Source organism: Roseomonas sp. KE0001 (assembly GCF_016107285.1).
Lineage (GTDB): Bacteria > Pseudomonadota > Alphaproteobacteria > Acetobacterales > Acetobacteraceae > Pseudoroseomonas.
Genome location: NZ_RCVQ01000003.1, coordinates 24,483 through 45,199 on the forward strand (window position 1 = coordinate 24,483; position 20,717 = coordinate 45,199).

The 20,717-nt window shown below is 72.5% G+C and carries 21 protein-coding genes; 12 read left to right on the forward strand and 9 right to left on the reverse strand.

The features are described 5' to 3' along the window. Positions 1-23 precede the first annotated feature (23 nt). From D9598_RS06540 to mtgA, 3 genes are all read left to right on the forward strand, one after another. Positions 24-953: a YihY/virulence factor BrkB family protein gene (locus D9598_RS06540; protein ID WP_198365623.1), complete on the forward strand. Its 930-nt coding sequence runs from the start codon at positions 24-26 to the stop codon at positions 951-953. A gap of 78 nt (positions 954-1,031) precedes the next feature. Beyond that, positions 1,032-1,643, forward strand: coding sequence for a thermonuclease family protein (locus tag D9598_RS06545; RefSeq protein WP_198365624.1), 612 nt, complete (start codon positions 1,032-1,034; stop codon positions 1,641-1,643). Between the two features lie 5 nt (positions 1,644-1,648). Then, positions 1,649-2,320 carry a monofunctional biosynthetic peptidoglycan transglycosylase gene (gene mtgA / locus D9598_RS06550; RefSeq protein ID WP_198365625.1) on the forward strand — a complete coding sequence of 224 codons (672 nt, stop codon included), beginning with the start codon at positions 1,649-1,651 and terminating at the stop codon, positions 2,318-2,320. Between the two features lie 75 nt (positions 2,321-2,395). Here the strand turns inward: mtgA and D9598_RS06555 are convergent, their stop codons facing one another. From D9598_RS06555 to tsaE, 4 genes are all read right to left on the reverse strand, one after another. Continuing rightward, the gene (locus tag D9598_RS06555) at positions 2,396-3,646 is read right to left on the reverse strand and encodes a M20/M25/M40 family metallo-hydrolase (protein WP_198365626.1); all 1,251 of its coding nucleotides are present in this window, start codon (positions 3,644-3,646) and stop codon (positions 2,396-2,398) included. Between the two features lie 54 nt (positions 3,647-3,700). Continuing rightward, a complete protein-coding gene (locus D9598_RS06560) occupies positions 3,701-4,426 on the reverse strand; it encodes a nucleotidyltransferase family protein (RefSeq protein ID WP_198365627.1) in 726 nt (241 codons plus the stop codon). Next, on the reverse strand, positions 4,423-5,448 hold the full coding sequence (locus D9598_RS06565) for an aminoglycoside phosphotransferase family protein (RefSeq protein ID WP_198365628.1): 1,026 nt from the start codon (positions 5,446-5,448) through the stop codon (positions 4,423-4,425). Before D9598_RS06565 ends, D9598_RS06560 begins: the two co-directional genes overlap by 4 nt. A 93-nt stretch (positions 5,449-5,541) precedes the next feature. Beyond that, a complete protein-coding gene (gene tsaE, locus D9598_RS06570) occupies positions 5,542-6,003 on the reverse strand; it encodes a tRNA (adenosine(37)-N6)-threonylcarbamoyltransferase complex ATPase subunit type 1 TsaE (RefSeq protein WP_198365629.1) in 462 nt (153 codons plus the stop codon). Positions 6,004-6,122: 119 nt separating this feature from the next. On the opposite strand from tsaE, the gene D9598_RS06575 reads away from it, so the two are divergent. Genes D9598_RS06575 through D9598_RS06595 form a run of 5 tightly spaced genes read left to right on the forward strand, consistent with a single transcriptional unit; the run spans position 6,123 to position 10,569 of the window. After that, the gene (locus D9598_RS06575) at positions 6,123-7,163 is read left to right on the forward strand and encodes an NAD(P)/FAD-dependent oxidoreductase (RefSeq protein WP_198365630.1); all 1,041 of its coding nucleotides are present in this window, start codon (positions 6,123-6,125) and stop codon (positions 7,161-7,163) included. 30 nt (positions 7,164-7,193) lie between these two features. After that, the gene (locus D9598_RS06580; RefSeq protein ID WP_198365631.1) at positions 7,194-7,850 is read left to right on the forward strand and encodes a glutathione S-transferase; all 657 of its coding nucleotides are present in this window, start codon (positions 7,194-7,196) and stop codon (positions 7,848-7,850) included. Beyond that, complete coding sequence (locus tag D9598_RS06585) at positions 7,847-8,695, forward strand: VOC family protein (RefSeq protein ID WP_198365632.1); 849 nt, start codon at positions 7,847-7,849, stop codon at positions 8,693-8,695. Before D9598_RS06580 ends, D9598_RS06585 begins: the two co-directional genes overlap by 4 nt. Continuing rightward, the gene (locus tag D9598_RS06590; protein WP_198365633.1) at positions 8,692-9,456 is read left to right on the forward strand and encodes an FkbM family methyltransferase; all 765 of its coding nucleotides are present in this window, start codon (positions 8,692-8,694) and stop codon (positions 9,454-9,456) included. The genes D9598_RS06585 and D9598_RS06590 overlap by 4 nt, the downstream gene beginning before the upstream one ends. 54 nt (positions 9,457-9,510) lie before the next feature. Continuing rightward, entirely contained in the window at positions 9,511-10,569 is a 1,059-nt protein-coding gene (locus tag D9598_RS06595) for a glycosyltransferase family 4 protein (protein WP_198365634.1), read from the forward strand. Here D9598_RS06595 and D9598_RS06600 read toward each other — a convergent pair. Then, positions 10,550-11,203 carry a YjbF family lipoprotein gene (locus D9598_RS06600; RefSeq protein ID WP_198365635.1) on the reverse strand — a complete coding sequence of 218 codons (654 nt, stop codon included), beginning with the start codon at positions 11,201-11,203 and terminating at the stop codon, positions 10,550-10,552. The genes D9598_RS06595 and D9598_RS06600 overlap by 20 nt on opposite strands. Positions 11,204-11,334: 131 nt before the next feature. On the opposite strand from D9598_RS06600, the gene D9598_RS06605 reads away from it, so the two are divergent. After that, positions 11,335-12,612 carry an NAD(P)/FAD-dependent oxidoreductase gene (locus D9598_RS06605; protein ID WP_198365636.1) on the forward strand — a complete coding sequence of 426 codons (1,278 nt, stop codon included), beginning with the start codon at positions 11,335-11,337 and terminating at the stop codon, positions 12,610-12,612. A gap of 57 nt (positions 12,613-12,669) precedes the next feature. On the opposite strand, the gene D9598_RS06610 is transcribed toward D9598_RS06605, so the two are convergent. From D9598_RS06610 to D9598_RS06620, 3 genes are all read right to left on the reverse strand, one after another. After that, a complete protein-coding gene (locus D9598_RS06610; protein ID WP_198365637.1) occupies positions 12,670-13,980 on the reverse strand; it encodes a calcium-binding protein in 1,311 nt (436 codons plus the stop codon). Positions 13,981-14,240: 260 nt separating this feature from the next. Then, on the reverse strand, positions 14,241-16,265 hold the full coding sequence (locus D9598_RS06615) for a TRAP transporter fused permease subunit (RefSeq protein WP_198365638.1): 2,025 nt from the start codon (positions 16,263-16,265) through the stop codon (positions 14,241-14,243). A gap of 11 nt (positions 16,266-16,276) precedes the next feature. Then, positions 16,277-17,260: a TAXI family TRAP transporter solute-binding subunit gene (locus tag D9598_RS06620; protein WP_198365639.1), complete on the reverse strand. Its 984-nt coding sequence runs from the start codon at positions 17,258-17,260 to the stop codon at positions 16,277-16,279. A gap of 213 nt (positions 17,261-17,473) precedes the next feature. On the opposite strand from D9598_RS06620, the gene D9598_RS06625 reads away from it, so the two are divergent. Continuing rightward, complete coding sequence (locus D9598_RS06625; protein ID WP_232476994.1) at positions 17,474-18,172, forward strand: CBS domain-containing protein; 699 nt, start codon at positions 17,474-17,476, stop codon at positions 18,170-18,172. Between the two features lie 80 nt (positions 18,173-18,252). On the opposite strand, the gene D9598_RS06630 is transcribed toward D9598_RS06625, so the two are convergent. Beyond that, entirely contained in the window at positions 18,253-19,035 is a 783-nt protein-coding gene (locus D9598_RS06630; protein ID WP_232476995.1) for an enoyl-CoA hydratase/isomerase family protein, read from the reverse strand. A 112-nt stretch (positions 19,036-19,147) separates the two neighbouring features. Between D9598_RS06630 and D9598_RS06635 the strand changes: the two genes are divergently transcribed. Continuing rightward, entirely contained in the window at positions 19,148-19,657 is a 510-nt protein-coding gene (locus tag D9598_RS06635) for a pyridoxamine 5'-phosphate oxidase family protein (protein WP_232476996.1), read from the forward strand. Positions 19,658-19,706: 49 nt separating this feature from the next. Further along, positions 19,707-20,591, forward strand: coding sequence for a RadC family protein (locus D9598_RS21590; RefSeq protein WP_370591954.1), 885 nt, complete (start codon positions 19,707-19,709; stop codon positions 20,589-20,591). Positions 20,592-20,717: the final 126 nt, after the last annotated feature.

Consider the following 20,717-nt stretch of genomic DNA (forward strand, 5'->3'; position numbering starts at 1 on the left):
GAGCGGCTGGGGAGCGGCGGGTCATGCCGGAGGCGACAGCGAGGCGCGGCGCGTGGTGGCTGATCCGGCAGAGCGTGCTCGGCTTCATCGAGGACGAGGCGCTGAGCCGGGGCGCCGCCATCGCGTTCTACACCGTCATCTCCCTGGCGCCGGTGCTGCTGATCGCCATCGGCATCGCCGGCATGGCCTTCGGCGAGGAGGCGGCGCGCGGTGCCATCCTCGACCAGCTCGGCGGGCTGATGGGCCAGTCCGGGGCGGAGCTGGTGCAGAGCATCCTTCGCAGCGCCGCCAACCCGACCTCCGGCCTGCTGGCCAGCGCCTTCGGCTTCGCCACGCTGCTGGTCACGGCGAGCGGCGTCTTCGGGGAGATCCAGGCGGCGCTGAACGTCATCTGGCACGCCCAGCCCAGCCCGCGGGAGAAGGTCAGCGAGACGGTGTCGCGCCTGCTGCGGGCCCGCGCCCTCAGCCTCAGCCTGGTGGCGGCGCTGGGCTTCCTGCTGCTGGTCTCGCTGGTCGTCAGCGCCGGGCTGCAGGCGCTGGGCGGCCGGCTGGACATGACGATGCCGGGCCTCGCGCCGCTGATCCGCCTGGCCCATGCGGTGCTGTCCTTCCTGCTCATCGCCGTGCTCTTCGCGGCCATCTACAAGATCCTGCCGGATCGCCGGCTGGAATGGCGCGACGTGGCGGTCGGCGCCCTCGTCACCGCCCTGCTGTTCAATCTCGGCAAGGCGGTGATCGGCGCCTGGCTCGGCAACAGCACGATCGGCAGCGTCTATGGCGCCGCCGGCTCGGTCATCATCCTGCTGCTCTGGATCTACTATTCGGCGCAGATCTTCCTGCTGGGGGCCGAGTTCACCAAGGCCTATGCGATCCGGCGCGATGCCGAGAGCTGGCAGCGGCGCGGGCCGGAGTCGCCGGAACGCGCCGCCATCGGCCTGCCGCCGCAGGCGTGACGGCACGCGACAGCCCTTCCCATGGCGCGGCCGGGCCGATAGGCCATTGGCCATGTCCAACCCGCCGATTCCCGCCGCATGAGCCGGGGCCGCCCCTCCACCACCGCCTGGGCGGCCGTCGCCGCCGCCCTCCTCGGCCTGCTCGGCACCGCGCAGCTCACCGAAACCGATCTGCTGCGCCTCGGCCGTGCCGCCTTGCGGGCGGTGCTGCAGGACACCTCTCCCGACCGCGCCGCGCCGCCCGGCAGGGACGCCCTGACCGGCCACCCCCGCATCGCCGATGGCGACACGCTCACCCTGAACGGCACCCGCATCCGCATGCAGGGCATCGACGCCCTGGAATACGATCAGAACTGCACCGGGCCCCAGGGCCGCTTCGCCTGCGGCGCCGAGGGGCGCGCCGCGCTGGAGCGGCTGATCGGCGGGCGCCCCGTGACCTGCACGCCGGACGGCTCTACCTCGCATGACCGCATCGTCGCCACCTGCACCGTCCGGCGCGAGGACGGCTCGGTGCTGGACCTGAACGGCGCCATGGTGCGCTCGGGCTATGCCTTCGACTGCCCGAAATTCTCCCGCGGCCGGTACGCGCCGGAGGAGCGCGCCGCGCGGGCCGCGAAGGATGGCGCCTGGGCCGGGCGTTTCGACTATCCCTGGTCGCACCGCGACCGCGCCGGCGCCTGCGGGCGCTGAGGCCGATGCGGCGCTTCCCCTGGCTGCGGCGCCTGCTCCTGCTGCTGCTGGCGGGGCCGCCGCTGCTGATCCTGCTGTTCCGCTTCCTGCCGGTGCCGGTGACGCCGCTGATGCTGCTGCGCGCGGCCCAGGGCCATGGTTTCGAGAAGGCGTGGGTCGCCTATCCGCGCATCGATCCGCAGCTGGCCCGCTCGGTCATCGCCGCCGAGGACAACCGCTTCTGCGAGCAGTGGCTGGGCTTCGACGTCCAGGAGCTGCGCGGCCAGGTGGCGGCGCTGATGGCGGGCGAGCGGCCGCGCGGCGCCAGCACCATCACCATGCAGGTGGCCAAGAACCTCTTTCTCTGGCCCGGGCGCGACCCCGTCCGCAAGCTGCTGGAAGCCTGGCTGACGCCGCAGATCGCCCTGCTCTGGCCACGGCGGCGGGTGCTGGAGGTCTATCTCAACATCGTCGAGTTCGGCCCGGGGGTCTATGGCGCCGAGGCGGCGTCGCGCCGCTTCTTCGACCGCTCCGCCGCCACGCTGACCGATACCCAGGCGGCGCTGCTGGCCTCGGTGCTGCCGGCCCCGCTGCAATGGTCGGTGGCGCAGCCGGGGCCCTATGTGCGGGAGCGCGCCGGGATCATCCGGCGCCGCGTCGGGCAGCTGGGCGGGCTGACGGACTGCGCCGCGCCGTAAGGCCGGCGGCCGGGAGTCCTTGCTGTCGCGGGCGTCCTCGCCCGATCAGGCGATGCCGCCCGATCGGGAGCCGCTCTATCGCTTCGCCAGCATCTCCGCCAGCGTCAGCGCCACCACCTCGGTCGCCTTGTACAGATCGTCGAGCGGCAGGCGCTCGTCGGCGCGGTGGGCATTGGCCTCCTGGATGCTGCGCGGCCCGGCCCCGTAGAGCACGATTGGCACGCCGGCGGCGGCATAGTGCCGCGCGTCGGTGTAGAGCGGCACGCCCTTCGCCACCACCGGCTCCCCCATCACCGCGCTGGCATGGCGGCAGAGCGCCTCGGTCAGCGCCGCGCCGCCGGGCAGCGGCACCAGCGGCTCGGCCAGCAGGATGCGGCGGATGGTCAGGCGCGCCTCCGGGAAGCCGGCGGCGGCGCGCTCGATCACGCCGCGCAGTTCGGCCTCCACCTCTGCCGGCTTCTCCTCCGGGATCATGCGGCGGTCGAGCCGCAGCGTGACGCGGTCCGGCACGACATTGGTGTTGATGCCGCCCTTGATCAGCCCGACGGTGAGCTGCGGGCTGCCGATGCCCTCCACCGCCGAGACCCGCGCCGCCAGGCCCTTGCGCCAGTCATAGAGGGCGGTGAGCACGCCATTCGCCGCCTCCAGCGCGTCGATGCCGGTGAAGGGCATGGCGGCATGGGCGGAGCGGCCGTCGAGCTGCACCTCGAGGTGCAGGCAGCCATTGTGCGCGGTGGTGACGCCGTAGGAGAAGCCGGCGCCGAGGGCGAGGTCGGGCCTGCTGATGCCCTCCGACAGCAGCCAGGCCGGGCCGATCTCGCCGCCGGTCTCCTCGTCGTAGGTGAGGTGCAGCTCGACCGTGCCGGAGAGCCGCCCCGCCAGCGGCTCGAGCGCCAGCAGGGCGTAGGTGTAGGTGGCGAAGTCGGACTTCGAGACGGCGGCGCCGCGCCCGTACATCCAGCCATCGACCACCGCGGCGCCATAGGGGTCCTGCGTCCAGCCCTCGCCGGGGGGCACCACGTCGCCATGCGCGTTCAGCGCGATGACCGGCCCGCCTTCGCCGAAGCGGCGGCGCACCACGAGGTTGGTGGCGCTGACCATGCCGTGCGCCCGCGCCAGGTCCTCGGGCACCCTGTGCCGCTCGACCTCCAGGCCGAGCCCCTCCAGCAGCCCGGCGGCGAGTTCCGCATGGCGGTCGCAGTCGCCCGGCGGATTGTCGGACGGGCAGCGCACCAGCGCCGCGAGGAAGCGTGTCTCGGCCTCCCGCTGGCCGGCGAGCCAGGCGCGGATGGCGGCGGCGTCGGACTCGGGCAGGGTCTGGGTCATGGGTCGCTCCGTCGCGGCGCTCGGAAGGGGGCAGGGGATCAGGGGCGGGGGGGATCAGAAGAGGGGGCGGGTGAGGCCGGTGGCCAGCGCCGCCTCGGCCCGGCGGAGGTCCATCGGGGTGGAGAGATGGAACCAGGCGCCGTCATGTACCTGTCCGAAGGCGCGGCCGTTCTCGATGGCGCGGTTCCACAGCAGGTTGGTGCTGAAGGCGCCGTCCGGCGCGCCCGCGAAGAGGCGCGGATGCAGGATCTGCAGGCCGCCATAGAGGTAGGGCGCGATCTCCCGCTCCTTCGGGCGCCGCGCGCGGCCGAGCGGGTCGAGCAGGAAGTCGCCGCGGCCGGTCTCGCCCTGGACGGCGGCGGTGCGCACCATCAGCAGCAGGGCATCCATCGTCTCCGGATCGAAGCGCGCGGCGAGGCGCTCGATGGTCGGCACCGGCCCGTCGAGCCAGAAGGCATCGCCGTTCACCACCAGGAAGGGGGCCTGGCCCAGCAGCGGCAGGGCGTTGCGCACGCCGCCCCCGGTCTCCAGGACCGTCTCCTCATGCACCACGGTGGGCGGCCGGGGGCGGCTGGCGCAGGTCGCCTCCACCTGCTCGGCGAACCAGTGGGCGTTCACCACCACCGTATCGATGCCGGCCTCGTCGATGCGGTCCAGCGCGTGGTCGAGCAGGCTGCGTCCGGCGAGCTTCAGCAGCGGCTTGGGGGTCGCCTCGGTCAGCGGCCGCATGCGGGTGCCGAGGCCGGCCGCCAGCACCATGGCGGAGGAGAGGGTGATCACGCGGCGGGATCCTTGCTCGGGCGGAGGCTCTCCGGATTGCGGCGGAGGGCGGGAGGGACGTGGCGATCGAGGAAGGCGGCGAGCGGCGCCGCGGCGGGGTGGCGCAGCGCCTGCTCCAGGAGCGCCCAGCAGCGCGGGCCATGCGCCAGGTAGCGCGGCTTGCCGTCGCGCCGGGCGAGGCGCACCCAGAGGGCGGCGACGCGCAGGTGACGCTGCGCCGCCTGGGCGGCGAAGGCGGCGCGGAAGCCCTCGGCCTCCAGCTCCGGCCGGGCGGCGAGGTAGCGGGCGATGGTTGCCTCCCGGACATCCGGCCGCACGTCGCGCCGGGCATCCTCCACCAGGCTCACCAGATCGTAGGCGGGATGGCCGAGGCCGGCATCCTGGAAGTCGAGGATGCCGGTGCGGCGCGGCCCGGCGCGGTCCGGCAGGTCGATGAGATTGGCCGGGAAGTAGTCCCGGTGCACCAGGCAGCCGGCGCCGCGGAACGGATCGAGCATGGTGCGCAGCGCGTCGTGGAAGGCCGCGCGGATGGCGGGGGAGGGCGGTTCGCCGAAGCTCTCCGGCCACCACCAGTCGAGGAAGGTCAGACCCGCCGTCTCGGCCATGCGGGGCGCCTCCCAGGCCGGCAGGCCGGGCGGCGGTGGCGCGGCGTGCAGCGCCGCCAGGGCCTCGGCGGCGGCGGTGTAGAGCGGCAGCGGATCGGCCCCCGCGTCGAGCAGGGCGGCATGGGTCGCCTCGCCCAGATCCTCGACCAGCAGCAGGCCCCGGGCCGGGTCCTCGCCCAGCACCTCGGGGGCGGAGAGGCCGAGGCCGCGGATGTGCCGGGCGAGCCTCAGGAAGGGGATCAGGTCCTCCTCCGGCGTCAGCCCGACCCTGGCGGCGTCGCCGCAATCCATCAACAGGGCCGGGCGCGGGCCGCCGATGAGGCGGGTGTAGCGCCGGTGGCCGGCATCCTGGGGCAGCGGCCGGCGGGCGGCGCCGGCATAGCCCTGGGCGGCGAGGAAGGAATCCACGGGGTTCATCGCGCCGGGTGGTGACGCAGGCTGCGCCGCTTGCCAAGCGCGGATTTCGGGCGGCGGGGCGGCGCGCCCCTGGACGCCCCCCTCAAGCCGGCCTCACAGGCCGGCCAGCGCGGGCAGCCGCGCCTCCCAGCCGCTGAGCCGGACATGCCGGGCCTCGCTCTCGGGGTCCGGGCGCAGCGTGAGGCGCAGCGCGTCCCGCGGCGTCAGCCAGCCCAGGCGGTCCGGCCATTCCACCAGCACGATGCCCTCCCGCGCCTCCTCCCAGCCCAGCTCCTCGAGCTCCTCCGGCCCGGCCAGGCGGTAGAGGTCGAAATGATGCGCCGCGCCGCCCGGCAGGTCGTAGCCCTGCACCAGGGTGAAGCTGGGCGAGGGCACCTCCAGCGCCGGGTCGCCGGCGGCGGCGCGCAGGAAGGCGCGGCAGAAGGCGGACTTGCCGGCGCCGAGCGGCCCTTCCAGCAGCAGCGCGTCGCCGGGCCGCGCGAGGCGGGCGGCGCGGGCGGCGAGCGCCTCGGTGGCGGCGAGGTCGGGCAGCAGGAGGGAGAGGGTTTCGGGCATGGCGCGCGTCAATCTGCCCGCAGCCCGGCCCGGCTTACAAGCCGGGGTTCGGGGCAGGCCCTTTGCCGCTGCCCCGCAAAGCCTCTATGCACGGCGGCCAGACGCGGAGGTGCAGCACCATGTCCGATCCAGAGACCGCGCCGCATGTGGCGGTGGAGACCGATGTCGCCGTCATCGGCGCGGGGCCGACCGGCCTGTTCGCCGTCTTCGAATGCGGCATGCTGCGGATGAAATGCGTGGTGATCGACACGCTGGAGGCGATCGGCGGGCAATGCGCCGCCCTCTATCCGGAGAAGCCGATCTACGACATCCCGGCGCACCCGGCGATCGCCGGCGGCACGCTGATCGAACGGCTGGAGGAGCAGGCGGCGCCCTTCTCGCCGATCTACCTGCTCGGCCGCCGGGTCGAGGGCCTGGCCAGCGAGGCCGATGGCCGCTTCGCGCTGACCACCAGCAAGGGCGAGCGGGTGCGCGCCCGGGCGGTGATCATCGCCGCCGGGGCCGGCGCCTTCGGGCCCAACCGTCCGCCGCTGAACGGCCTGCATGAGTACGAGGCGAGCGGCGCCGTGCGCTACATGGTGGCGCGGCGCGAGGAGCTGCGCGGCAAGCGGGTGGTCATCGCCGGCGGCGGCGATTCGGCGGTGGACTGGGCGCTCAGCCTCAAGGACATCGCCAAGCGCGTGACGGTGGTGCACCGCCGGCCGAAGTTCCGCGCGGCGCCCGAGAGCGTGGCGCAGATGGAGGCGGCGGCGGAGAAGGGCGAGATCGAGCTGGCCATCCCCTACCAGTTGCACGGGCTCCGGGGACAGGACGGCGTGCTGGACCATGTCGTGCTGGCGACGCTGAAGGGCGAGGAGCGGGCGGTGGCGGCGGACCACCTGCTGGCCTTCTTCGGCCTGTCGATGGAGCTGGGCCCGATCGCCGAATGGGGGCTCGGGCTCGAGAAGAGCCACATCGCCGTCAACCCGGCGACGCTCGAGACCAATGTCCCCGGCATCCATGCCATCGGCGACATCGCCACCTATCCGGGCAAGCTGAAGCTGATCCTGCAGGGCTTCTCGGAGGCGGCGATGGCCGCGCACGCCATCCATCCGCGCGTCTTCCCCGGCGAGGCGCTGCACTTCGAATACAGCACCTCGAAGGGCGTGCCGGCGGAGTAAGGTTCCATCCCAGGCCAGAGGAGCGAAGTCATGGCGGAAGGACGTCTCGTCATCGGCACCAGGATGTACTCCTCCTGGTCGCTGCGCGGCTGGCTGGCGGTGCAGCTGGCCGGGCTGAAGGTGGAGGAGGTGGTGATCCCGCTGGCGGGGGGCAGCACGCCCGCGGTGAAGGAGGCGACGCCCTCCGGCACCGTGCCCTACCTGGAGCACCGCGGTGCCCGGGTCTGGGAGAGTCTCGCCATCCTGGAATACTGCGCCGGCCTGGCGCCGCGGCTCTGGCCGGCCGATCCGGTGGCCCGCGCCTGGGCGCGCAGCATCAGCGCCGAGATGCATGCCGGCTTCCGCGGGCTGCGGATGGCCATGCCCATGACCATCCTGAACACCTTCCCCGGCCAGGGCCGCACGCCCGAGGCGCTGGCCGATATCGCCCGCATCGAGGCGATCTGGCGCGAGGCGCTGCTCGATTCCGCCGGCCCCTTCCTGTTCGGCGGCGAGTTCGGCGCGGCGGATGCCATGTTCGCCCCCGTTTGTTGCCGCTTCCTGACCTGGCAGCCCGACCTCACGCCGCTCAGCCAGGGCTATGTCGAGGCGGTGCGCAACCACCCGCTGCTGCGCCGCTGGTACAGCGAGGCCGCCGCCGAGCCCGCCGCCTGGCGCATTCCCCGCTACGAGGCGCCGCAGCCGTGAGCGGGGCGGAGAGCCTCGACCATGTGGGCCTCTGCACGCGGGACGGTCCGGCGCTCTGGGCCGCCTACGAGGCGCTCGGCTTCCAGCTGACCCCCCTGGCGCGCCAGTCCGGCCGCCGCGCGCCCGGCGCGCCGGTCGAGCCCTTCGGCACCGGCAACCGCTGCGCCATGCTGCGCCAGGGCTATCTCGAGCTGCTGGCGATCCTCGACCCGGCGCTGTTCGACAACCGCCTCGGCGCCTTCCTCGACCGCTATGCCGGGATGCACATCCTGGCCTTCGGCATCGGCGGGGCGGAGGCGGAGCTGGCGCGGCTGCGCCGGGCCGGGATCGACCTCCCCGGCGTCGCGCATCTGGAACGCCCGGTGGACGATCCCGAGGGGCCGCGCGCCCGCTTCTCCCGCCTGCCGCTGCCGGATGCGCCGGAGGGGCGGCTGCAGCTGATCGAGCACCACACGCCGGAACTGCTCTGGCAGCCACGCTGGCTGGAGCACCCGAACCATGCCGTGGCGCTGGAGAGCGCCATCCTGGTGGCCCCCGCCCCGGCGGAGAGCGCCGCCGCCCTGGCGCGCCTGACCGGCCAGGTGCTGACGCCCGATCCGGCGGGCGGCTATGCCCTGGCGCTGCCCCGCGGCCTGATCCGCATCCTGCCGCCCGCGGCGCTGGGCGCCGTGCTGCCCGGCGTCACCGCGCCGGACCTGCCCTTCCTGGCCGGCTATGCGGTGCGGACCGATGACGGCAACGCGGCCGTCCGGGCGCTGCTGGGCGGGCGGCTGCGGCCGGTGCCGGGGGGACTGATGGCCCCGCCGGAACTGGCCGGGGGCGCCGCCCTGGTCTTCACGGAATGAGGCTGGCTCCCGGCGCCGCCGCCATCGGCCAGTCGTTGCGCACCTACTACGCCTCCGGGCGGGCGGCGCGGCTGGACCGGCTGCTGGGGCGCTTCCTGGGCCCGGGCGGGTTGGGCTTCGACATCGGCGCCCATGTCGGCGATCGCGCGGCGAGCTTCCGCCGCCTGGGCGCGCGGGCGGTGGCGGTGGAGCCGCAGCCGCGCCTCTGCCGCCTGTTGCGCCTGTTGTTCCGCCGCGACCCGGGTGTCCGGCTGGAGGCCGCCCTGGTCGGCGCCGCCGGGGGGGAGGCGGCGCTGCACCTCAACAGCGCCAATCCGACCGTCGCCACCGCCTCCACCGGCTTCGTCGCGGCGGCCGCCACGGCCGAGGGCTGGCGGGAGCAGCGCTGGGACGCCACCCTGACCCTGCCGGTGACGACGCTGGACGCGCTGGTCGCGCGCCATGGCCGGCCGGACTTCATCAAGATCGATGTCGAGGGTTTCGAGGCCGAGGCCCTGGCCGGGCTGACCTGGCCGGCGCCGGCGCTCAGCTTCGAGTTCACCACGCTGCAGCGCGCGGTGGCGCGGCAGGCGCTGGCGCGCCTCGCCGGGCTCGGCGCCTATCGCTTCAACGCCAGCCTGGGCGAGAGCCTCTCCCTCGCCCTGCCGGGCCCGGTCTCCGCCGTGGCGATGGCCGGCTGGCTGGATAGCCTGCCCGACGCCGCCAATTCCGGCGATGTCTATGCCAGCCTGGAGCCGGACCGCCTGGCATGCGACCGCTGACGCCGCGCCGCCGGCCCGCCGCTCTCCCCTGACTCCCTCTCCGCCGGGTCGATCATGACGCTTCACGCCTTCCTGGAACACCTGAGCTTCGCGGCGGTGCTGGCGCTGGTCTCGGCCCTGCTGGTGCGGCTGATGATCGCCTTCCCGATCCTCGACCACCCCGACCACCGCAAGGCGCACACCCGCCCGACGCCCAAGGGCGGCGGCGTCGGCATCGTCTGCGCCTTCATCCTCGGCATGCTGGTGCTCTACCAGGTGGCGGAGTTCGCCCGCATGGCGGACCGGCGGTTCATCGGCGTCATCCTCGCCGCCGTGGCCATCGGCGTTGTGGCGCTGCTCGATGACATGCGGGACTTCCGCTTCGTCGTGAAGCTCGCCGCGCAGGGTCTGGCGGCGCTGGTGGCGCTGGGCAGCGGGCTGGTGGTGGACCGGCTGGCGATTCCCTGGATCGGGACGATCGAGCTCGGCCTGCTCGGCGCGCTCGGCACGCTGTTCTGGATCGTCGCCTGCACCAACGCGGTGAACTTCATGGACGGGCTGGACGGGCTGGTGGGCGGCACGCTGCTGATCGTCTGCGCCGGGCTGGCCTGGATCGGGCTGCAACAGGGCGCCTGGTTCATCTACGCCGCCTGCCTGATCCTCGGCGCGGGCATCGCCGGCTTCCTGCCCTTCAACCTGCCTCCGGCGCGGATCTTCATGGGCGATGTCGGCAGCCAGTTCCTTGGCTTCATGCTGGCGGTGCTGGGCGTCGCCGCCGCCCGCTTCGACGCGGCGCAGGTCTCCTTCCTGCTGGTGCCGCTGCTGCTGTTCGCGCTGCTCTTCGACACCGGCTTCACCCTGCTGCGCCGGGCCTGGATGGGCGAGCGGGTCAGCGCGCCACACCGCACGCATCTCTACCAGATGGCGCAGCGCAGCGGCCTGCCGGTGCGGGCGGTGGCGGCGGTGCACTGGGGCTTCGCGCTGTTCCATCTGGCGCTGGCGCAGATCTTCCTGCGGCTGCCGGCGGACGAGAAGCCGCTGATCATCCTGCCGCCGCTGCTCGCGCAGCTGCTCTGGCTGGCCTATGTGGCGCGGCGGGTGCGGCGCGCCGGCCTCAGCTGGAAGGCGGCGTGACCACCTCGAGCAGCATCATCCCCGCCTCGCCCACCCATTGCTCGGAGCGATAGATGCCGCCCGTCGCGGGATCGGCCCAGTAGCGGTTGGTGAAGCTGTGTCCGCCGCCGCGGCAGCCCTCGCGGATCAGCAGCGCCGCCCCCGCCGGCCCGGCCGAGACCCGGCAGGTGAGCGACAGGCCGAAGCGCATCTCGTCCGGCTTGCGGCTGTTGCGCATCAGGTCGATCTGGCGCCGCAGCCCCACCGGCCGGGCCGGGATGGCGAGGGGCTCGTCCAGCGGATCGGGGCCGTCGAGCCGGCTGCCGGCGATCCATTCCCGAAGGCCCGCCGTCGCCACCACCCGCGCGCCATCGGTCGCCACCACCAGGCCGCCGGCGCTGCGCCAGAGGCGGTTCTCGCCGTTCTGCTGAACCAGCCGGGCAAGGGCCCGGCGGCCCTGCCAGGTCAGGCCCAGCGCCGGCGCGCCGTCCGGTGGCGGGGCGAAGCCGGGCTGCGGGGCATCCGCCTCGGCCTCGGGCGGGGGCGCTTCCCACAGCGTCTGCCACAGGCTGGAGGGGTCGGCCCAATCCGGCACCGGGAGGCCGGCGCAGCCGGGCAGGAGCAGCAGCAGGCCGAGGCGGGGCAGGAGACGCATACCGGCCAGCCTAGCACATCACGCATTCGTGAAGAATACGCGAATCCGCGCTTGGCGGTGCGGCCGCGCGTCTGGCGAGGCGCCCGCCGCTGCGCTGAAATGCGCCGCGAATCGGGGAAAGGAAGCAGGCGATGATGGAGCCGGATGTTCTGGTCGTGGGCGGCGGGCCGGCCGGCTCCACCGCCGCCGCCCTGCTGGCCAGGGCGGGGCGGTCGGTCGCGGTGCTGGAGAAGGAAGCGCATCCCCGCTTCCACATCGGCGAGAGCCTGCTGCCGCGCAATCTCGACATCCTGGAGCGGCTCGGCCTGCTGGAGGCGGTGCGCGGCATCGGCGTGCACAAGCCGGGCGCCGAATTCGTCTCCGACCGCACCGGGCGGAGCTGCGCCTTTCCCTTCGCCCAGGCGCTCAACCGGTCCCGCACCCATGCCTGGCAGGTGCGACGCTCGGAGTTCGACGCGCTGCTCTTCGGCCATGCCCGGCGGCTGGGCGCCGATGCGCGGGAGAACACCCGCGTCACCGACATCGCCTTCGGCGCGGCGGGCGAGCGCGCCACCGTGACGGCGCGCGGCGCCGGCGGCGAGACGCTGTCCTTCCGCCCGCGCTACCTGCTGGACGCCTCCGGGCGGGACACCTTCCTGGCCGGGCGGATGCGGGTGAAGGACAGCAACAAGTACAACAACACCGCCGCCATCTACGCGCATTTCCGGGGCGTCGCCCGGCGGGAGGGCGAACTCGACGGCTATATCAGCATCCATCTCGCCGAGGATGGCTGGTTCTGGCTGATCCCGCTGCCGGGCGATGTCATGAGCATCGGCTTCGTCGGCAATCCCTCGGCCTGGAAGGGCCGCAAGGGCACGCCGGAGGATCTCTTCGCGGCGCGCATCGCCGGCAGCCCCACGGTCTCGGCCCGGACGGCGGGCGCCGAGCGCATCTCCGAAGTCCACAGCACCGGCAACTACAGCTACCGGGCCCGGCAGGGACATGGCGAGAACTTCCTGATGATCGGCGACGCCTACGGCTTCGTCGATCCGATGTTCTCGACCGGCGTGCTGATGGCGATGACGGCCGGCGAACTGGGCGCCGGCGCGGCGGATGCCTGGCTCGACGACCCGGCGAAGGGCAACCGCATGGCGGCGCGCGCCAATCGCGAGCTGGCCGATGCCATGGACCGCATCAGCTGGCTGATCTACCGCATCAACGACCCGGTGATGCGCTCGCTCTTCATGGCCCCGAAGAACACGCTCTGGATGCGCGACGGCATCATCAACATGCTGGCCGGGAACCTGCGCGGCGATCCGCGCGCGGTGCTGCCGATCCTGTCCTTCAAGGCCGTCTATCACACGCTCTCGGCCCTGCACCGGGTCGGGCTCGGGCCGCGCATGGAGGAGGCGCTCCCGGCACCGGCCTGATCCCGCGCCAGGGGGACGCTATCGGCGCGGAACGGGTCCGCGCCGGAGGCAGGCCGCTCAGCCGATCCAGATGTCGCTCAGGACGACGCCGGCACCGGGCTGCAGCAGGGCGATGGTAACCGCCGCCGCCGCGCCGGACCCATCGGCATCGAAGGCCAGGATGCCGGTCGCGGCGTCGAAGAGCACGCGCTGTTCCGCGGTCATGGCGCTGGCGCCGAGGCCGAAGCCGGCGGCGCCGAAGTGGCCATTCTCGCCGGACAGACCGAAGCTCGCGCCCATCAACTGCAGGCGGTCGATGCCGGAGGCGAAGTCGGTGATGATGTCCCGGTCCTTGCCGGGCGCCTGGTCGAAGCGGAAGAGATCGCGGCCAGCGCCGCCCGTGAGCTTGTCGAAGCCGGCGCCGCCGATCAGGTAGTCGTCGCCGTCGCCGCCCAGGAGGTGGTCATTCCCGGCGCCGCCGTCGAGACGGTCCTTGCCCGCATCGCCGAGCAGCCAGTCATGGCCCTCGTCGCCATAGAGCGCGTCGTTGCCGTCCTGGCCGCGCAGGCTGTCATTGGCCTGGTTGCCATGCAGGCTGTCATCGCCAGCGCCGCCGAAGAGTCGGTCGCGGCCGGTGCCGCCATGGAGATAATCCCGGCCGGTGCCGCCGACCATCCAGTCGTCGCCGCCCTCGCCGGCCAGCCAGTCATCGCCCTCGCCACCGAGCAGGACATCATCGCCGTTGCCGCCCTGAAGCCGGTCCTGCCCGGCGCCGCCATCGAGGCGGTCCTTGCCGGCATCGCCGCACAGCCAGTCGTCACCGGCCTCGCCATGCAGCCGGTCGTCGCCCTCGCAACCCTGGAGCCGGTCCTGTCCGGCGCCGCCGCGCAGGGTGTCGTTCCCGGCCTGGCCGAGCAGCCGGTCGTCGCCCTCGCCGCCGGACAGCCAGTCCTGGCCATCGCCGCCCTCGATCCGGTCGGCCCCGGCGCCGCCGCCGAGGATGTCGTCGCCCTCGCCGCCGAAGAGGATGTCCGCGCCGTCGCCGCCCCAGGCGCGATCGTTTCCGGCCTCGCCGGCGAGCAGGTCGTCGCCGCTGCCGCCATGCAGGATGTCGGCGCCGTCGGTGCCGAAAAGCCGGTCGTTCCCGGCCTCGCCATAGAGCATGTCGTCGCCGCTGCCGCCGCGCAGGGTGTCGTCGCCGCTGCCGCCCCGCAACGTGTCGGTGTCGCCGTCGCCGGCGAGGGAATCGTCGCCCCGGCCGCCCAGCAACCGATCGCTGCCGGCCCAGCCCCGCAGGATGTCGTCGCCCGCGCCTCCGCCGAGCACGTCGCCGGTCGCGGTGCCGGAGAGCAGGGCGGGGGTGGTTCCGTAGCGGAAGATAGTAGCCATGGGAGCAACTCCTCACTGAGCGAGGCGGCCAGGAAGGGCCTCGGTGGAGTGCTCTATGGAGATATTTAACTTATTGGATCATTTCGGCGGCGTGAGGGATTGCTCACGTGAATGTGATAATTGTAAACTTCATCGTCGGAAAGCGAGCCCCGACCAGGGATCCGACCGGCACGACCGCATATAGGAATAAAATCTTATATCTGCATCCGGTCGCCGCCGGCAAGCGGTTCCGGCCGGACGCCACCGGCCGGAACCCTGCCTCAGGTCAGCGAGGCGTGCCGGCCTGACCGTCTTCCGTCCAGGACCAGGAGGAGAACGGCCAGCGCGGCGCCCCAGGCGACCGGAACCGGCAGCAGCGGCGCGGCCAGGGCAGGAAAGATCAGCAGGATGCCGGCCAGGGCGAAGCCCAGCCGTCCGGCCGGGCCCAGCGGCCGGCGCGCATGCCCCTGGCAGGCTGCCGCCAGGGCCGCGAGCCCGGCCGCGGCGAGCAGGATCTGCCAGGCCACGTCGAGCCAACCCATCTCCGGCGTCAGGCTGAGCAGCAGGCCCACCCCCTCGGGATCGGTGACGAAGACGAAGGGCAGGACGAAGGCGGGCAGGGTGTACTTCCAGGCCTGCAGCGTGGTGCGGTAGGGCCCGGCCCCGGTGATCGCCGCCGCCGCGAAGGGCGAGAGGGCGGTGGGCGGCGAGACCTCGGACAGCACGGCGTAGTAGAAGACGAACATATGCGCCGCGTAGTCGGGCACGCCGAGCTTCATCAGCGCCGGGGCGGCGACCACGGCGGAGATGATGTAGCTCGCCGTCACCGGCACGGCGAGGCCGACGATCCAGACGATCAGCGCCGTGTAGATCGCCGTGACCACGAGGCTGCCGCCCGCGGCCTGGATGGCGATCTCGGAGAATTTCAGCCCCAGCCCGGTGAGCGTGATGCAGCCGACGATGATGCCGGCCGAGGCGCAGGTGGCGGCGATGCCCACCGCCTGCACCGCGCCGCCGGCCAGCGCCTGGACCAGCCGGCGGGGCGTCATCGCCGTCTCGCGCCGCAGCCAGGACAGCACCACCGCCACCGCCATGGCGTAGAGCACCGCCAGCGTCGCGCTGTAGCCCAGGGCCATGAAGACGATGATCGCGATGAGCGAGGAGAAGTGGAAGCCGTAGCGCCGCGCCAGCTCGCCCGCCGGCGTCACCGCCAGGCTCTCGGCCGTGACGGCGCCGGCGCCGAGCCGCCGCTGGTCCAGTTCCACCATGAACAGCAGCGAGGCGTAGTAGAGCACGGTCGGCACCGCCGCCATGCGCAGCACGTCGAGGTAGCCGAGCTTGAGGTACTCGGCGATCAGGAAGGCCGCCGCGCCCAGCACCGGCGGCGAGATGATGGCGCCGAGCCCGCCCGCCGCCAGCAGCCCGCCCGCATCGTCGGCGCGGTAGCCCACGCGCTTCATCATCGGCCAGGCGACGGTGCCGAGCGTGACGGTGGTGGCGACGCCCGAACCCGAGGGGCCGCCCAGCAGGAAGGAGGAGAGCACCACAGTGCGCCCGGCGCTGGAGGGCTTGCCGCCGGTCAGGGCGAAGCTGAAATCGACGAAGAACTTGCCCGCGCCGCTGCTCTGCAGGATGGCGCCATAGATGGTGAAGAGGATGATCAGCGTCGCCGAGACATCCACCGCCGTGCCGTAGATGCCGTCCAGCGTGATGGTCAGGTGCGGGATCAGCCGCTCGGCGTCGTAGCCGCGGTGCGACCAGGGCGGCGGCAGCAGGTTGCCGTAGAAGCTGTAGAGGATGAAGGCGATGGCGACGGCCGGCATGATCCAGCCCGTGGCGCGCCGCGTCGCCTCCAGCACCAGCGCCACCAGCATCCAGCCGACGACGATGTCCATCGGCTCGGGGAAGACGTAGCGGTCGAGCAGCGCGTCACCGCCGTCGATCAGGTACCAGGTGCAGTAGAGCCCGGCGGCGATCAGCACGATGTCCCAGGGCATCAGCCGGTCGCGGAAGCGGCGCGCGGCGGGGAACAGGTAGAAGCCCAGCGCCATGGCGAAGCCGACATGGACGAAGCGCAGCGTGGTGGTGGGCACGATGTCCCAGGCGGCCCAGAGGTGAAACAGGCTCATCGCCAGGGCGAGGCCGGTGGCGCCGAGGCCGAGCGCCCCGGTGAAGCGGTTCTGGATCCCCTCTTCTTCCTCGATCAGCCGCTCCACCCGGGCGGCGGTGCCTTCGTCGAGGGCGTCGGGGGCGATCTCCGGCGGCAGGTTGCTGCCGGCCGGAGGCTTCGGCGGGGCGCCGGCCATTCAGCGCCCCGTCACGCGAACTGCGCGCCCTGCGCGGTCCAGTAGGCCTTGGCCGCTGGATGCCATTCGATGCCGGCGGCGGCGCTCTTCTGCGCCTCGAGGCGGAAGTTCCGTCCCTCGGCATGCACCTGGCCCAGCTCCTGCCGCCCTTCCCAGGCGGTCTTCAGCAGGGTGGTGACCATGGCCTCCGGCATGTCCTCGCGCACGGCGAGGATATTGGCCACCGACATCTGCCGGTTGTCGGTCTTCTGACCCGGATAGGTGCCGGCCGGGATCACCTCGGGGAAGTAGACCGGGCCGTACTTCTCGACGATGCGCGGGATGTATTCGTCATGGTCGATCATCTGGATCTGCACGCCGGGCGAGGCGCCGAGATCGGTGATGGCGCTGGTCGGCACGCCGGAGACGAAGAAATAGGCGTCGAGCTTGCCGTCCTTCACCGCATTGGTGCTCTCCGCCGGGGAGAGCCGCTCGCGCGCGCGGAAGCTCTTGTCGCGGTCGAGGCCGGCGGCCTCGATCAGGCGGAAGGCCATGACCTCGGTGGCGGAACCGGGCGCGCCGGTCGAGACGCGCTTGTCCTTCATCCCCGCGATGCTGGTGATGCCGCTCGCCGTCGTCGTCACCGCCTGCATGCGGTTGGTGTAGAGCACGGCGATGGCGCGCGCCGGCACCGGGCGGCCCTTGAAACGGTCGTTGCCGCGCACCGCGTCCACCGCCGCATCCACCTGGGCGAAAACGAGGTCGACGCGGCCGGCGCCCAGCAACTGCAGATTGGCCACCGATCCACCGGTGACCTCCACGGTGGCGGACATCCCGCCCGAACGCGAGAGCATGTTCGCCAGCCCGCCGCCGAGCGGATAGTAGACGCCGCCCGTGGTGCCGGTGGCGATCGAGATCTGGCCGGACTGGGCGAGGGCGGCGCGGGTCAGGGCGGGCAGGGCGAGGCCGCTCGTGGCCGCGCCGGCCAGCAGGCCGCGGCGTGTCAGGCTTGGCATGGGGTGCTCCCTGGACGTTCTCTTTCTGTAGGAAAGCTTAGTCCGCCGGCCGCTGATCATGAAAGTGGAATGGTTCGGCGAAAGTGCCGGCCGCGCCGCAACCATTCGGCACGGCCGCGACTGAGCATTGATGGAGATCAAGGCGCGGCCGATGCTGCGGGTCCATCATCGACCCGGTGCGGAAAGCCCCGCCAGCAGCCAGGAGGAATCATCATGCAACTTCCCACCGCCCGAGACCTGATGACCCCCGACGTGGTCACCGTGCCGCCGGAGACGCCGTTCTTCACGGTGGCCCAGATGCTGGCGCAGCGGCATATCTCGGCCGTCCCGGTCGTCGGGCCGGCGGGCGAGGTGCTGGGCATCGTCACCGAGGCCGACCTGATCCGCCGGCTGGCCGGGGATGCCAAGGCGCCGATGGGCCTGCTGCGCAGCCTCTTCTCCAACATGGACCGGCTGGCGGACCGCTATGCCAGCACCCATGGCACCACCGCCGCCGAGATCATGACGCCCGACGCCGTCACCGTGGCACCCGGCGCGACGGCGGGTGAGATCGCGGAGCTGATGGAGAAGAAGCAGGTCCGCCGCGTGCTGGTGACGGAGGGCGGCAAGCTGCTCGGCCTGGTCAGCCGCGCCGACCTGCTGCGCGCCCTGGTGGCGCCCAAGGCCGAGGGCGGCGACTATCCCGATGAGCGCCTGCGGCGTGCCGTGCTGGCGGCGATGAAGCGCGAGCCCTGGGCGGACAGCTATTTCCTGACCGTCGAGGTGAAGGACGGCGTGGTCGAGTTCCACGGCTTCCGCCAGAGCGATTCGGTGCTGCGGGGCCTGAAGGTGCTGGCCGAGCAGGTGCCGGGCGTGAAGCGGGTCGAGGACAAGACCTCGCCGCTGCCGGGCCCCTATTACGCCGGCATCTGAAGGCCGGGCGCGGGGCCGGCCTCCGGTCCCGCCGCCCTGGATCCCGATCCGGCGGGATCACCCGATCAAGCGACGACGCGCTAGCGGCCGCGGAAGACCGGCCGGCGCTTGTCCAGGAAGGCGCGGACCGCCTCCTGAAAATCCTCCGTCTCGGCATAGCGGCCGGCGGCCTCGATCTCCTCCGGCGCCACCGGCAGCGGGCCACGCAGCGCCTGCAGGGCACGCTTGTGGAACCGGTTGGAGAGCGGCGCGCCTTCCGCGATGCGGGCGGCGGTCGCCTCCACCTCGTCGAAGATCGCCTCGTCCGGCACCAGCCGCGTCAGCACGCCGCGCGCCAGGCACTCCTCCCCCTCCAGCACGCGGCCCTCGATCAGCAGCTCGCAGGCGGTGGGATAGCTCGTCACCTGCAGCAGGGCATCGAGCGCCGCATAGGGATACCAGATGCCGAGCTTGCGGGCCGGGATGCCGAAGCGCGTGCCCGGCCCGCCGATGCGGAAGTCGCAGACGCTGGCGAGGCCCGCGCCGCCACCCATGCACCAGCCGGACAGCGCGGCGACCACCGGATGCGCGCAGCGGCGGATCGCCTCCAGCGCGCCGTCGAGCGCGGCGGCGAAGCGCGCGTTCTGCGCCCGGTCGCCATAGTCCCGCTCGAAGCTGCCGATGTCGGCGCCGGCACAGAAGGCCGCTGCCCCGGCGCCGCGCAGGATGACGCAGCCCAGCGTCCGGTCGGCCGACAGCGTGGTGAAGGTCGCCGCCATCGCCTCCCACATGGGCAGGTCGAGGCAGTTGCGCTTTTCGGCGCGGTCGATCAGCACGGTGGCGATGGCGCCGGCGTGACGGACACGGATCTGGGAGTGCGGCATGACGGCCGCACGGTGCGGGCCGGGAGCCTGGCTGTCAACGTCGCCCCGCCTGCCGCAACCTGTCGGCGGCCCGGCGGGTTCTCTCCGGCAAGCCAAACCCGGGAGAGCCGCCATGCACAGCGACCGCAACGAGGACGAGATGCGCATGAAGGTGCGCGAGATGATCGGCGAGATCGGCACTGCCATCTTCACCACCGTCGACGCCGAGGGCCGACTGCGCGGCCGGCCGATGCGGACCCAGAAGCCGGACGCGGATGGCCGCACCCTGTGGTTCTTCACCCGCGCCGACAGTCCCAAGGTGGCCGAGCTGGAGCAGGATTCCCGCGTGCAGCTGGGCTATTCCGAGCCGAAGAGCCAGGACTACGTCTCCCTCTTCGGGCGCGGGAGGGTGGTGCGCGAGGTGGCGCGGAAGCGGGACCTCTGGACCGACGGGCTACGCACCTGGCTGCCGGAGGGGCCGGAGAGCGACGAGGTGGCGCTGATCGCGGTGGAGATCGAGGGCGCCGAGTACTGGGACGGCGTCTCCTCCAGCCTGCGCTATGCCTATGGCTATGCCCAGTCCCTGCTGACCGGCGAGCCCGACCGCGGCGGCGAGAATGCCAAGGTCGATTTCCGCGGCTGACAGCGGCGGCGGCTCAACGCCAGGAGAGCTTGAAGAACCATTTGGTTGATTGAATAATGCCGACTTCCCCGCCATGGGGCGGAATCCGGGGGAGGCGCGGGTGGCCGAATGGTTTTCCAGGCTGGTGGGCAGGTCGGCCCCCGCCGAGTTGTCCGCCAGGCCCTCCCCTGACGCCGCGGGCATCCGCCGGGGCTTCGCGGAGGCGCCCGTCAGGAAGCTCGGCGGCGCGAAGGCGGGCGGGACCAAGCCCGGCCATTCCCCCATGCTGGACCTGCCCGAGCTGATCACCGAGCGGCCGCCCGCGCCGGACTTCCCGGAGGAGGAGCGCGCCTGGGCCCGGCCGGTCCCGCATGAGCGGGCGCGGCCGGCGGCGGAGGGAGAGCCGGAGGCGCCCTTCGTCAGCACCGGCCCGCACGGCCACCGCGCCCGGATGCGCGAGAAGCTGCTGGAGCGCGGCCCGGATTCCCTGGCCGATTACGAACTTCTCGAGATGCTGCTCTTCTTTGCCTTCAAGCAGGGCGACACCAAGCCCCTGGCCAAATCGCTGATCAACCGCTTCGGCAGCTTCGCCGGGGTGATGACCGCGCCGCAGGCCGTGCTGATGGAGACGCGGGGGCTCGGCGTGCACAGCGTGGCGGCCCTGAAGCTGGTGCAGGCGGCGGCGCTGCGACTGGCCAAGGCGGAGGTGATGGACACCCCAGTGCTGAACAACTGGGACCGGCTGATCACCTACCTCAATGCCGCCATCTCGCGCGAGAAGATCGAACAGTTCCGCATCCTCTTCCTCGACAGCAAGAACCGGCTGATCGCCGACGAGGCGCAGGCCCGGGGAACGGTGAACCACACCCCGGTCTACCCGCGCGAGGTGATGAAGCGCGCGCTGGAGCTGCACGCCACGGCCCTCATCCTGGTCCACAATCACCCCACTCACTGATTTTGATCCCGCTAGATCACGCTCAAACACGTTGAAACACTAAGGAATTGGCGATTTTTAGCCCTTGCGTAGTGGGGGCGGTTTTGGCAAATTGGGGGCTGTAAGAGGGGTAACAAACGGCCTTCC